Below are 13,572 nucleotides of genomic sequence, written 5' to 3' on the forward strand. Positions count from 1 at the left end.
GATAAATTCAGCTAATTTCCACCTTAAAACCCTCTGCAACAACGCGGTAAAGCGATATAACTGTCATGTTGCGTAATTTCCGTGACGGGGGGATGTCAAGGTGTTATAATGTTAGGCAGTTGAATCCCAAAGACTTGGAAGGATGAAAAGAATGAATCCACTGGCTGAACAGTTGAACGAAAGTATTCAGGCAGGCAGCAGTCACGTCTACTCCATGCTGTCACAGCTCGGCAAAGAAATTTATTTTCCTAAAGAAGGTATCTTGAGTCAATCTGCTGAAGCAGCAAGCTTGGCCAAAACCTATAATGCAACGATTGGTATCGCTCTGGAGGGCGGTGTGCCGATGCATCTTCCGGTTATTCAGGAGAAGCTCTCTGCATTCCAACCGAAAGATCTGTACCCTTACGCTCCGCCTGCAGGCAAGCCTGAATTGCGGACCGTCTGGAGAGACAAGATGCTGAAGGAAACGCCTTCGCTTGAAGGTAAAACGTTCGGTAACCCGATTGTAACCAATGCATTAACCCATGGACTTAGTATCTTAGCCGACCTGTTTGCCGATGAAGGGGACGCTGTCATATATCCGGATAAAAACTGGGAAAATTATGAGCTGACCTTCGGAATTCGTCGTCATGGCCAGTTGGTTCATTATCCCCTGTTCGATGATCAATTGAACTTCAACAGCGAAGGCCTGCTTCAGGCCCTGCTTGATCAGAAGGACAAAGGTAAAGCGATCGTACTGCTCAACTTCCCGAATAATCCTACAGGTTATACGCCTGGAGCCGAAGAAGCAGATGCGATTGTGAGCACGATTCTTCAGGCAGCTGAAGCTGGCGTTAACGTGGTTGCTGTAACAGATGATGCCTACTTCGGGCTGTTCTTCGAAGATTCCATTCATGAATCCCTGTTTGGCAAACTTGCCAATATTCATCCACGTGTTCTGACTGTAAAAGTGGATGGTGCAACCAAGGAAGAATTCGTATGGGGCTTCCGCGTTGGATTCATTACGTATGCCCATGAAGATGCAGCCGTTCTGCACGCATTGGAACAGAAGACACTCGGTATTATCCGGGCAACCATCTCCAGTGGCCCGCATCCTTCCCAGACTTTTGTATTGGATGCGCTCAAAGCACCGGAGTTTGAAGCACAGAAACAGGAGAAGTTCGAGATTATGAAAGGCCGTGCCAACAAGGTAAAGGCCATTCTCGATAGCGGCAAGTATGAAGATGCATGGGATTATTACCCCTTCAACTCGGGTTACTTCATGTGCCTGAAGCTGAAAAAAGTTGGTGCTGAAGAACTTCGAAGCCACTTGCTGCACAAATACGGTGTCGGTACAATCGCGCTGGGTGAATCGGATCTGCGAATCGCCTTCTCCTGTATCGAAGAATCCGGCTTGGAAGATCTGTATGAAACCATCTATCGTGGAGTTCAGGATCTGCAGACGACCTAGTGAACACACCGTAACGAAGTTACAACAATCTCAATAAATCAGGGACACAGGATCATGTCTGTACCCTGCATGATATAAGAACCCTTTGTATAACGGCGACGTTTCATGTCTACGGATATACAAAGGGTTCTTTTGTGTTTTAGCTGCCCAAAAGCTTTAATTTCTGACTTTACCGGGCATCGGCCCAATCAGCCTACCCCCAAGGCACATAATATACGATGTACGCAAGGGCGTGCCAAACAACCACTTGAAAGGGGAATGACCATGTCTGGAGTTGAAGATACAAGAGGCGGTTATGGATGCGGCGGTTACGGCGGAGGATTTACAAACACAGGTGCCATTCTCGTTCTGTTCATCTTGCTCGTGATTATCACTAAATCGTTCCTCTGTTAGTACCAATACACACTTGCGCGAGAACCAAGTGATCTGATTGCAAGATTCCATTACAGCACAAAGAAGGGTATTCCGGGACACAGCCCGGAATACCCTTCTTTTGTTATCTTTTGTACCTCTCACTGATGAACCCAATGTAATCACCCGAGTTGGTCAGGTGTCCGATCGTTTACTCGTCATCTTCTTCCTTCAACCACTTGTTACCTTGCGAACGCCGCATGATTACAATGACCAGTATGCCCAATACAAGCGCCACTCCAGTGATGCTTAGTCCACTCACTCCGGCAGCTAGCATAGGCAGCCACATGAGCAAAGCAGCCAATGCGTGCAGATGGAATATGAATCCTAACACCTGGGAACGACGACTTTCTCCGGAGATCGGATAGATCATAATCCAGAATGATTCACTATGACTGCGACGCAGCGCACCTAACTGAACACCTGCAAGCAACAGGAAGAACAGATACACACCTACACCAAAGTAGCTGCCTGCTGTCCACCAGGATAGTAACATGCCCAGTACAACTAGGCGTAACACGATTGAGAACACTTCGGTTCGAATAAACGTTTTGGTAATCAGATATCGATAAGCTTTCCCTGCATTCCAGGGAAGACCGCTTCCCAATTTGCTAAGCCAGCGACGCGAACTTACTTTCTGTCCGGATGAAGGTACATCCACGAACCAGCCGAGCGTCCGCATAACCCTGCCAGCCTGCCCCTGCTCTACCTGAATCAGTCGTTCCCACGCTACCCGATGTTTCACCGGTATACGCAAGGCGACGATGTAGACGACTGCCAGCAGCAGCAGGAACCAGACGCTGCGCTGCGGTGGCTGCCACAGCCATGCGCCAACCGCCAGCACTGCCAGAGCCCATCGCAAGAGACGGTATCCTCTTGCTGCCCCGACCTGAACCATCCTTAGCTCTTGCCACGCTCCATAACTGGACAACCCTTTCCACAGCAACAGGAATACAATGAACCAGCCGAATGGCCGTGCATCCAGGTCTGCTCTGACATAGAGAGGCCACAGTGTAACAAATACAAGCAGCAAGCCCAGACTTTTATAAATAACACCCCGGGCAAAGCTATTCTTCAAATACTCCTGCATCCGGTATTCCTGTGGTCGCAGGAACACGATATCTGCCGGAAGCAGATATGTACGATAACTGCTAAACAGCACTAGCGGTGCCAGCAGCAACAATGCAATCCAGCGAATCGGAAATTCAGCCGGAATGTTCTGGACAAACGATGTATACCAGGCGGAGAACGCAATGACGAGAAATAAAAAGACCATAGCTACACCGCTCTGGATCACATAACCCAGATAAGGAAGAATTCCGTTCCAGAATCCTGCGCGTCTTTGCTTCCATAGCAGCTTGAGATCCATGCTCAATCCCTGCCTTGTACGAGGGAATAGAACATGTGCTCCAGCGTGGCATCCGATTCCCCGAATTGGGAGCGCAGTTCAGTCAGCGTCCCTTGAGCAATAACCTGCCCACGGTGCAGAACGATAAAACGGTCACAGTAATTTTCAATCGTGGACAGAATATGTGAACTGAGCAAGATGGATGATCCCGAAGCTTTCATCTCCAGCATAAAATCAAGCAAGGAGCGAATACCGAGCGGGTCCAGCCCCAGAAAAGGCTCATCAATGATGTACAGTGGTGGTCCGGCCACAAAAGCACACATGATCATAACCTTTTGCCGCATCCCCTTGGACAGGTGAGTCGACAGACTTGTACTTTTCTCATTCATGCGGAACAATGCCAGCAATTTCTCCGTACGTTGTTTGAAGTCAGCCTCCGACACATTGTACGCTCTTGCCGTAAATTCCAGATGCTCCATCACCGTCATCTCGTCATACAGTTCGGGTGATTCCGGTACGAATGCCATGGCCGATTGGTAGATCTGCGCATCCTCGTCCCGCTTCTTGCCCATCACTCGCACTTCGCCCTGTTGCGGGGTCATCAAGCCGAGGATATGTTTCATGGTTGTGCTTTTGCCAGCACCGTTTAATCCGATCAGTCCGACCATCTCTCCACGTCCGACTTCCAGATCGATGCCGTGAAGGACCGGCCGTTTGGCGCTATAGCCTCCGCTTAGCCCGCTGATTTGCAAAACAGGCGATTGAACGTTTTCCATCTATCCCTGCACCCCTTTCGTCAGATTCTATTCTTCGGAGCGTGGCGTTTTGTCTTTACTCCACTTGGGTGCTCCCTTGTTTTTACGATCCTGTTCGCGCTCCGTGCGGCCTGTATTGCCAGCTGGTTTGCTACCCGCTGGACGCGAATTGGAGATTGTAGCTCGGGTACCGCCATTGCGGCTGCCCTGACCTGGTTTGCGATCTCTGGATTGTCCTGGTTTTCTGGAGAACGAATGTCCCTCAGGACGTGTGTCCGGACGCGGATCAGCCTCCAATACTTTACCGCCAAAGAGTACACGTTCTGGCAGTTCGATTCCGAGCTCGCGTGCGAATTTACGCATAATGAAAATCTGTGTTTCGTCCACAATGGACAGTACAATACCCGAGCGCCCCATCCGGCCTGTACGACCTGCACGGTGAACATAGTGCTCCGAGTCAAATGCAGGGTCATAGTTAATGACCATTGGCAGGCCTTCGATATCCAGTCCTCTGGCAGCGACTTCGCTGGCGATCAGCAATTGCAGTTTACCGTTACGGAATGCAGACAATACGTTACTGCGGGTCACTTTGTCAGCATCGCCATACAGCGCAGCAGCAGACAAGCCCAGATGATTCATTTTCGCTTCCACTTCACCAATATCCTCTGTTGCATTCACAAATACGATTGCCCGATCCGGGTTGTACTGTCTAACCAGACGACGCAGCATGTCAATTTTGTTGCGGTTCTCTTCTACAAAATAAAAATGCTCAAGGCCCGCAGCCGTAGCCCGGTCCGGTTCAATTCCGATCTGAACAGGCTCTTTCATCTCACGCTTTGCGAGTCCAGCCGTATGCTCATCAATGGTTGCTGACAGGAAAATCAGCTGACGGTCGCGCAGTGCACTCTTCAGAACAAAGTTCACGTCACTTACGCCGCCAAGTTGGAATACCTGATCCGCTTCATCAATAACAATGGTGGAAACGTTGTGCATTTTCAGTTTTTTGAGTGTAATCAATTCTTTCAGTCGTCCTGGTGTACCCACAACCAATTGCGGATGCTCACGCAGCTTCTCGATCTGACGTTTAGCCGCTGCGCCACCAATCAGACCCAATACGCCGATCTTGCGTTCTTCCCCGTAGCGCTGTGCCTCACGTACAATTTGCATCGCCAGCTCTTGTGTTGGTGCAATAACAAGCTTCTGGGTACCTTTAATATCCATTTTGATGGATTGTAACAGTGGCAGCAGATACGCCAACGTTTTTCCTGTTCCCGTCTGGGATTTGGATACGACATCTCGGCCTTCCAAAATAACCGGGATCGTCTGAGCCTGTACAGGTGAAGGTTCGTTAATGCCATGTTTCGCCAAAACGGCCTCCAGATCCTGTTCCACGCCAATTGAAGCAAATGTTTGATTCGTCATGTATGTCCATCCTTTTAATTTATTCATTTTGATGCTAGCCCTGCTTGTGCCTACTAAAACCGAAGCCTGTCATCACATTACCTTTCATTATATGCGAAAAAAGCCCGTGGACCAAATCTTATTCAGGAATTGTCCATTTGCACACAAAAAAAAGAAAAGCCCCTCGGCGGAGCCTTTCTTTCATCCCGTATATGATGCCCAGTATTGCATTTACTTCTGATTCATTACACCGTGCGACAATCGGTCTGCAAGACGTGGAAATAGCTGGTACAGCCATATGCCAGCAGAAGCAATTCTTGGCAGATTCACTTCTTCCTTGCGCTTTTTCATCGCCCGAATCATATGACCCGCAACGTCTTCCGGTTTCAACATCATCCAGCGTACATTATTCACATAATTGCCAGATGGGTCAGCCCGATGGAAAAATGGTGTATCAATCGGACCTGGGTTAATCGTTGTCACCAGGACTCCGGTCTTGCGAAGCTCCTGACGCAGCGCGTTACTAAATCCGAGTACAGCATGTTTCGTAGCCGTATAGGAAGCGGATTTGGCTGTACCGATTTTGCCGGCCATAGAAGCCACATTCACAATCTGTCCTCTACCCCGTTCCAGCATCTGTGGCAGCACTGCTTTGGTACAGCGTACAATGCCCATGTAATTGACGTCCATCATTTCATCGAATTCCTGTACAGACATGTCCGTCATAGCTGCGAATTTTCCATAACCCGCGTTATTCAGTAAAATGTCAATTCGTCCGTATTTATGCAATATCGCATCCACAGCTGCCTGAACCTGCTCACTATCCGTAACATCAAGCGTGAGCAATTCATGCTGCCCTTTCAGCGAGGCACCAATCTCTTCCAGCTTGTCCCGCGAACGGGCAGCCAGAATCGGGATGGCTCCTTCTTCTATCAGCATCTGCGCACAAAGCGCACCGATACCACTCGATGCACCTGTGATAAACACTACCTGATCTTTCAGCATCCGTGATGTCCTCCCGTATGAACACATATTGCCTTTTGAGGCGTATGGTTCTATTCTACGAGATCATGACCTGAATATCCATCTCACCAATGCCATCCATCAGCAAAGGAATGCTCAGTGCTTTCGTTGCACTAAATGTAGTCAGGTGTTCGGATTTCATCACTTGTGGAGGTGTAATATCAACTACAACACCCTGGTTCGACAGGATCGTACTGGCATTACCACTGATCATATTACCGAGTTCCGAAATCGCACTTTTGCTCATTTCATCCATTTCTGTAATGACGAATCCGCCCATCATCGCAGATACAATTTTCAGTGCAACTTGTTCGTTGATTCCAAATACAATATTTCCGCTAAGTTGTCCGGTCATTCCGATCACGATCCAGACATGGTCTGCAATGTACTCTACATTCTTCACGCCAAGACTCCCGGTGGAAGGCGAAACCTGGATGAGCTGTTCGAATACGTTCCGTGCAGATTCCAGGAAAGGATTAATCACTTCCGCTTTCACTGTCTATGTCCCCCTCACACTGGGTTATTGGTCACACACCAAAAGTCCCATATTCAATAAATTTATTATACTTTATCACGTACAAGAATTCATTAAGAATTCGTTAAACCATGTGTACTATAATTTATCGTCATCCGTGGGGCAAATGTTTATAGCTGATTCTAGCGAATAAACAGAGCTTTTCACTTCTTTTGCAGAAAGCTTTTCGATCATTGTAGGTGGCAAAAGACATTTAGGACTTTATGACTGTTTTCTCACGACTGTTAAAAAAATCAAATTCTTGCATTCGCATTTTTTTCACAGTCTCTTGAACTACTTTTTATCCCAACAATCACCTTCATTGCTCTGCTGTCCTGAATCACCTATAATTTAAGATAACGGAACAATAACCAGTTACGGGATTTCATCGCACCAAACACTACATAATCAAGTTAATTTGCCTGCAAGGAGGTCACCTATGAACATAAGCCAACTGGAGACACTAATTACCATTTCCAAAACGATGAGCTTCCGCAAGGCGGGAGAACTTCTGAACCTGACCCAGCCTGCCGTCTCGGCCCAGATCAAAAGTCTGGAGGATGAATTCAGCACCGTTCTTGTGGATCGCAACCAACCCGTCACCCTGACAGACCGTGGACAGGTATTCCTGGAGCATGCTGAACGGATGCTCGACATCGTCGATGAGTTGAAACAAAAATTGTCCGATCTCGATGAAACGCCTCAGGGACGTATCGTGCTGGGTACAACAACTTCCATTGCTATTCAGATCCTGCCAAGGGTGTTATCCTATTTCCAAGATCAATTCCCGCTGATTAAAACCAGTATCCAATCCCTTCCTTCATCACAGATCTATACCCAGGTCGAAAATGGTCTGGTTGATATTGGTATTGGTTATCTCACGGAGCGCAATCCCAACCTGAATACCTCTGTGCTGTACTATGACACATTCGAACTCGTGGTATCTCCTTCCCATCCGCTGGCGAAGAAAAAACATGCTGCAGTGGATGTGCTCCGAAGTACACCATTGATTCTGCTGTCCCCGGATACCGTAGGACGACGGTTTACGGAAACCATTTTCAAGAAACATAATATTGAACCTAATATTGTGATGGAGTTGTCTAGCAGCGAGGAAGTGAAACGGATGGTCGAGATTGATCTCGGAGCAGCTGTCATATCCAAACAATCGGTTGCCCATGAGTTGCGCCAAGGTACTCTGAGAATGATACCCTTAAGTGAGCTGGAGGTCAGTCACCCTGTTGGTGTCATTTATAAGTCCAGTCGTTACCTCAACTCAGCAATGCAACAATTCATAAGTGACCTCAAAGGCATGCCGGAAACCCAATTCATCAGTTCAGAATGACAATGAGCCATGAGAAAGGAAGGATTCCATATGAAATTCGATCTTCACACACATCATTTTCGTTGTGGTCACGCAGACGGCAACATCCGCGATTATATAGAGGCAGGTATTGAGGCAGGACTTCAGGCCATCGGAATCTCCGATCATACGCCATACTTTGGCAGTGAGCTTGAGCAGGCATTTCCCCGAATCGCAATGGGTAAGTCGGAATTACAGCATTATGTGGAAGAAGTCCTTGCTCTGAAAGAAGAGTACGCTGGTAAAATCGACGTACTGCTCGGCATTGAATCCGACTACTTCCCTACTCATGCGGAATTGTACCGTACCACGCTGGGACAGTATCCTTTTGACTATATTATTGGTTCGGTTCATCATACCGAGGATGTGAGCATCTTCAACAAAACCCGGTGGAATGGACTGAGCAATGCTCGCAAAGTTGAAGTAAAAGAAAGCTACTATTCATTGATCCGAGAATCGGCTCGCAGCGGTATGTTCCAGATCCTTGGACATATTGATGCGATGAAAGGAAACTATCCACCCTTCTCGGAAATTATCGCTGATCAGGCCATTGATGAAACGTTGCAGGTCATTGCCGAATCCAACGTTGCTATCGAAATTAACACTTCAGGCAAAACCAAACTCAGCGGTGGCTGGTACCCGTCAGATGCCATTTTGGAACGGGCCCATCACTATGGGGTGAAGGTGACCTTCGGATCGGATGCTCATAAACCGCAGCGGGTTGCAGACGAGCTGGATGACGTTCGTACACGTCTAAAGGAGATCGGATTCACCGACTGGGTATACTTCAAGCAGAAACAGATGCAGGTTGTACCACTGTAAAATAGAGCAAACACAAAGGCCCCCATGGATGCTGAAGTGCACCGTGGGGGTTTTTAGGCAAAAAAAATGAACCCGCTCTCGCGGGTCCCAACAGCATTATCTATTATCAAAAAGGGGGTCATGAGATAAGTTTACCCCCTGTCTGTTAGAGTTCAATTGCAGCTATATTTCAATTGTGTAACAAATGATTGAAGTTCGGTTTGCTTGCATTCCTGTAACTCCGTTTCACTTAGTCACATCCTTTTTCTCTCTCGATTTTAACAATTTTATTCGTTCGCATTCACCTGTATTCGCAGAGATCGTTATTTTCTTGTGATTTTTTGTGATGTCATATCTTTTATGAAAATCTATTATTGAAAGGAGAACTTTTAGTAAGTATCACTATTCGTGGCCCAAAGAATCGAAAGTCTGATTCGTTAATAGAGATGACTGGGATAGAGAATATGAACGTGCTACACAAGTTTTTAATTATGTAGAGATTTATACGATCAGGAGGATTAACCTAAGGACATTAGTTAGTTCTTTGATTCGACCGTAATCTATCCCGTCCTCAGTCTCGTAAACATCCTCGAAAAATACAGTGTCAACCCCCTCCTCGATCACTTCAAAGGAGACCTCAGACAGAGACAGAACTGCCAATACATCGGATTTATGCTTGCCTGTTTTTACCGTCAGTCAGCTCCTGTACCGTTAGAAACCGCCATCGGCCGCTTTTTGTGGTTGTAAAATATCCTCAGCACTTTGCGCTGACAATCGACCAACATGCTTATGCCCCTTCTTCTACAATCTTAATCGGATGCAATGCCAACAAACACCCAGATTCGCGAAATGTCCGTGGCTATCACGATAATAGATCATCAGTTTTGATCAATTTGGAACTATGCTTTTTTACCTGTATACGATGCTTAGTGATCTTCCCACCTTAATACAGATATATGATCTCCACCAACCATCCTAAGTATTTCGCTGGCATACCTCCCCATCGAAACAGGAACGTTTGTTTGTATAATATAAGAACTACGTTCGATATATAACAAAAAAATACCCAGTCAAAAAACTAGGTATTTTAGTTGGAACTTATTTGGACCAAGGCAATTATCATAGCCACAACAATTCCACCTAAGGCAATAATTGTTGCAAAATTACCCCATTTGTTTGTTGTAGCCATACTTTGAATATGTTGCTTTGATTGTTGTAGTTCAGATTTAACATCCTTAATATCCTCACTAATCTCGCTTTTGAATTCCTTTATTTCTGAAGTAATTCCCAGAATCATTTTTTCCATTCTTTCTTCACGTTCTTTTGCTTCACGTCTAAATAGTTCGTTTTGTGCCTTAATTTCTTCGCGATATCTATTTTCACGTTCTCTAGAGTCGTTAAGGATGATTGTTTCACGATCCCTCATCTCTTGCTTATGATCTCGTATATCTTGGTCTAAGCGATTGAGTATGGTTTTTGTGGAATCATCCATAAACATCCCCCTTCCTTCTTCATGTCCGATAGCTACTTCATCGGTTTTATATGAACTTATTACCCTCATGTTATGAGCCATTCTCGTATCGGCTGTTTTATAATTATTACTCATACTTCACACCATAAGATAAAACCTCTGAGGGAATAACAATAAAGTAGGTTTCTCCTAATATCTTTCCATTAAATTTAATATGAACTTTATATTTACCAAAACCTTTTAAGAAAATGCCACTCGTGCTACTTAACCCAGATTCTCCTATCAGCAGAGATTCTCTTCTAACCCCATCACTATTAAAAAGTACTGGGTTGCTGAACTCCAACGCTGTGATATCAGATGTATCAATGACCTCTCCCTCTTTATTCAATATGTCAATTTCTACATTTTTCAATTCTTCGTTTTTGAAAATGTAACCAAATGAAATGCTGTATTTCAGAAGATATGGAAACGTTTCTGTTTCTACTTTAATAATTGGTTTTAATATAATTCCACTTCCATAAGTTGTCCTAGCTACTTCTTCAGAGATGACAACGAATGTCACCTCGTTTAGTTGTTCTTCATTCATATAATCACCGTATGTATACTCCATCGGTTGGAGGACTTGCTGTAACATTCTGTAACCTTATTTTACTCTATACGAATCAAAATGGATATAGTAAAGGCACTTACTCTGAGGCGGCCTTTTTTGCGTCTCCATCTGGTTAAACACAATGACGGATTGTAAAATGAAGTGCGACACCTGCTGGAACTAAATAAAAAAAGGCCCATGGCCAGATTCGTGTAGAATGAACGCATTCACACAACCATTCGCACAAAGAGAATCAACCATGGGTTACACACATCTCAGCATGATCAAACGTATTAAGCTAGAAATCCTCCATCAGCAAGATCATGGTTCACCAGCCATTGTAAATGAGCTCGGTAGGCATCAGTCAACGATATGCAACTTCATCGCAACCGTGATGTCCATGAAACTTGCACTCGGTGTAGCCATTACACAGTACCCAAAGGCACCTTCCTTAAAGCTACCGTTGACAGAGGCAAGGAGTTTGCTTGTCATACAAACGTGGAAACCACCAATCGTCTGCACATTTATTTTGCCGATCCGTATTCTTCCTGGCAACGCACTTCCAACGGAAATGGGAAAGGCTTACTGCGAAAGACCCACTCCAAGGGTACGGATTTCGCACAAGTGAAGGATGAGTATCTTGCCCAGTCGCTCCATCTAATCAATCACATACCACGAAAATACTTGGGCTGCAGAACCGCTCAGAATCTTTCAGAAAGGAGCTGTCGCACTGGGCTTGGCAATCCGCCTATGTCATTGCGGCTTGTCAGATACCAAGGTTTGCAGGTCTTTTTCCTGAAGCGGGCGTACGTATTGTTCCCGGTACATACTGTACACTTTAACATCCATCAGGGATTCTGATCCCTCGTCATCCTCATCATGCAGTACAAACGAGGGAAGACTCCGCTCATAGGACATCCCTATTTTGCTTAGCACCCGTTGTGAAGATACATTGGCCTCATAACAACGTGCCTCCACCCTCCACAGATGAAGATCGTCGAATCCAAACTGCAGCAACCTCTGTACAGCCTCGGTAGCCACACCCATGCCCCAACAGGATCTGTTCAGGATATAACCAATCTGTGCGGTTCCATTCTGATCATTCCAGTGCTGGAATGACGTGATCCCGATGACCTGTTCTTTGCCTCTCCAGCAGATCCCATAATGTAACGAATCCAGCTTGGCACTGCTGCTCCGTATCTGGTTCAATAACCGTCTCGCCCTGATCGGTGTGGGCTGGCTTCCCCTATTCACATACCGGATGACTTGAGGATCGGAAAAAAGTTCCGATAATGTGCTGTAATCACTTTGACGCAATGATCGCAGGACAAGACGCTCTGTCCACAAAGCAGGCAGACCTTGAACCAGCATTTTTCGGGTAAGCATGACAATCGCTCCTTTTGCCTAAACGGGCTCTAGTCCGGTAAGACAAGCATGCTCTGAAGATGATCCGGCGTAATACCATTTGAACTGATCCACGAACTTTAGTATTAGCATTTTAGTATTCACATATTGCATCATTCAATTCCTAACCCTTAAGGGTTAGGATGCTGACTACTCCTGCAACCCGCGATAGACCCCCGTACGAATCTCACGGATATAAAAATCCAATGCAGGAACATTTGCCGACTGTGCAGCTTTTACTTCCTGCTCAATATCATAAGGTACCCGCACAAATTGAACATTGAATGGGGTATTGTTATCATTGCTATCTTCACCCTCCAGAATACAGTAGGAAGCCTGCGGAAGATCGAGCGGATTACCTACACTGCCTGCATTAAACAGCATCTTGCCATTCATATACTGCAAGTATGCGTTATGCACATCTCCATACCCTACGACATCTGCTATACCTTGGTCAGGCTCATCAGCTGGAGGATCAAACATCGCTAACCTCTTTTCCAGCTCATCCCATGGCTGTACACGATGGTATACACTTTGAGGTGAAGCATGGACCAGGCGGATGGTGCGACCACTCAGCTGAAACTGATGACTGAAGGGTAGACTCGCCAAATACGCCAAACGTTCCTCACCCAGCCGTTCTGCTTGCCATGTGAAATTCTCGTTGTCCTGGTTAACCGCAACCAGCTCATCCCAGTTGCCGCGGATGACGAGTTCGCACGTCGCTCTCACCTGATCGACAACCTGTACCGGTTCAGGTCCTTTGCCTACGAGGTCACCAAGACAAAAGATTCGCTCTACGCCACGACTTCGGATATCTTTTAGCACTGCTTCCCAGGCAGTCATGTTGCCATGAATGTCGGATACAATCGCAATTCGTTCCATCTGGATAACCTCCATTCATGTTGAATCGTTCACTGTTGTACGTTTACACTTGCCACTCCGATGACAGAATAACCTTCCGATCGCTGTTATCCCCAGATTTTTTGATTCCCTTCTTCAAAGGAAAAATCCGGAGATAAAGGCGAACGCTTCGCTTCTTCACGTT

14 protein-coding genes are annotated in these 13,572 nt (G+C 46.2%); 4 read left to right on the forward strand and 10 right to left on the reverse strand.

The annotated features are described in order from the left end of the window. Positions 1–151 precede the first annotated feature (151 nt). Both NYE45_RS24095 and NYE45_RS24100 read left to right on the forward strand, forming a co-directional pair. Positions 152–1,450, forward strand: coding sequence for an aminotransferase class I/II-fold pyridoxal phosphate-dependent enzyme (locus tag NYE45_RS24095; protein ID WP_340017433.1), 1,299 nt, complete (start codon positions 152–154; stop codon positions 1,448–1,450). Positions 1,451–1,714: 264 nt separating this feature from the next. Then, positions 1,715–1,843: a hypothetical protein gene (locus NYE45_RS24100; RefSeq protein ID WP_017692471.1), complete on the forward strand. Its 129-nt coding sequence runs from the start codon at positions 1,715–1,717 to the stop codon at positions 1,841–1,843. 169 nt (positions 1,844–2,012) lie between these two features. Here NYE45_RS24100 and NYE45_RS24105 read toward each other — a convergent pair whose 3' ends face one another. From NYE45_RS24105 to NYE45_RS24125, 5 genes are all read right to left on the reverse strand, one after another. Next, positions 2,013–3,230: an ABC transporter permease gene (locus tag NYE45_RS24105; RefSeq protein ID WP_340014317.1), complete on the reverse strand. Its 1,218-nt coding sequence runs from the start codon at positions 3,228–3,230 to the stop codon at positions 2,013–2,015. Between the two features lie 2 nt (positions 3,231–3,232). Next, positions 3,233–3,985 carry an ABC transporter ATP-binding protein gene (locus NYE45_RS24110; RefSeq protein WP_340014318.1) on the reverse strand — a complete coding sequence of 251 codons (753 nt, stop codon included), beginning with the start codon at positions 3,983–3,985 and terminating at the stop codon, positions 3,233–3,235. A gap of 27 nt (positions 3,986–4,012) precedes the next feature. Further along, positions 4,013–5,386: a DEAD/DEAH box helicase gene (locus tag NYE45_RS24115; RefSeq protein ID WP_062837911.1), complete on the reverse strand. Its 1,374-nt coding sequence runs from the start codon at positions 5,384–5,386 to the stop codon at positions 4,013–4,015. A gap of 210 nt (positions 5,387–5,596) precedes the next feature. Beyond that, complete coding sequence (locus tag NYE45_RS24120; protein ID WP_340014319.1) at positions 5,597–6,370, reverse strand: SDR family oxidoreductase; 774 nt, start codon at positions 6,368–6,370, stop codon at positions 5,597–5,599. Positions 6,371–6,425: 55 nt separating this feature from the next. Beyond that, positions 6,426–6,884 carry a chemotaxis protein CheX gene (locus NYE45_RS24125; protein ID WP_036605799.1) on the reverse strand — a complete coding sequence of 153 codons (459 nt, stop codon included), beginning with the start codon at positions 6,882–6,884 and terminating at the stop codon, positions 6,426–6,428. A gap of 457 nt (positions 6,885–7,341) precedes the next feature. On the opposite strand from NYE45_RS24125, the gene NYE45_RS24130 reads away from it, so the two are divergent. Further along, complete coding sequence (locus NYE45_RS24130; protein WP_036605798.1) at positions 7,342–8,244, forward strand: LysR family transcriptional regulator; 903 nt, start codon at positions 7,342–7,344, stop codon at positions 8,242–8,244. A gap of 30 nt (positions 8,245–8,274) precedes the next feature. Further along, a complete protein-coding gene (locus NYE45_RS24135; RefSeq protein ID WP_340014320.1) occupies positions 8,275–9,084 on the forward strand; it encodes a histidinol-phosphatase in 810 nt (269 codons plus the stop codon). A gap of 1,066 nt (positions 9,085–10,150) precedes the next feature. On the opposite strand, the gene NYE45_RS24140 is transcribed toward NYE45_RS24135, so the two are convergent. The 5 genes from NYE45_RS24140 to NYE45_RS24160 all read right to left on the reverse strand — a co-directional run bounded on the left by NYE45_RS24140 (position 10,151) and on the right by NYE45_RS24160 (position 13,409). After that, positions 10,151–10,669: a hypothetical protein gene (locus NYE45_RS24140; RefSeq protein WP_340014321.1), complete on the reverse strand. Its 519-nt coding sequence runs from the start codon at positions 10,667–10,669 to the stop codon at positions 10,151–10,153. After that, positions 10,662–11,168, reverse strand: a complete 507-nt coding sequence (locus NYE45_RS24145) for a hypothetical protein (RefSeq protein WP_340014322.1) — start codon at positions 11,166–11,168, stop codon at positions 10,662–10,664. The genes NYE45_RS24140 and NYE45_RS24145 overlap by 8 nt, the downstream gene beginning before the upstream one ends. A 315-nt stretch (positions 11,169–11,483) precedes the next feature. Continuing rightward, complete coding sequence (locus tag NYE45_RS24150; RefSeq protein WP_340014323.1) at positions 11,484–11,615, reverse strand: hypothetical protein; 132 nt, start codon at positions 11,613–11,615, stop codon at positions 11,484–11,486. A gap of 261 nt (positions 11,616–11,876) precedes the next feature. Next, positions 11,877–12,509: a GNAT family N-acetyltransferase gene (locus tag NYE45_RS24155; RefSeq protein WP_340014324.1), complete on the reverse strand. Its 633-nt coding sequence runs from the start codon at positions 12,507–12,509 to the stop codon at positions 11,877–11,879. A gap of 168 nt (positions 12,510–12,677) precedes the next feature. After that, positions 12,678–13,409 carry a metallophosphoesterase family protein gene (locus NYE45_RS24160; RefSeq protein WP_340014325.1) on the reverse strand — a complete coding sequence of 244 codons (732 nt, stop codon included), beginning with the start codon at positions 13,407–13,409 and terminating at the stop codon, positions 12,678–12,680. Between the last annotated feature and the right edge of the window lie 163 nt (positions 13,410–13,572).

The sequence above is a fragment of the Paenibacillus sp. FSL K6-1318 genome (genome assembly GCF_037976905.1).
In the GTDB taxonomy this organism is placed as follows: Bacteria; Bacillota; Bacilli; order Paenibacillales; family Paenibacillaceae; genus Paenibacillus; species Paenibacillus amylolyticus_A.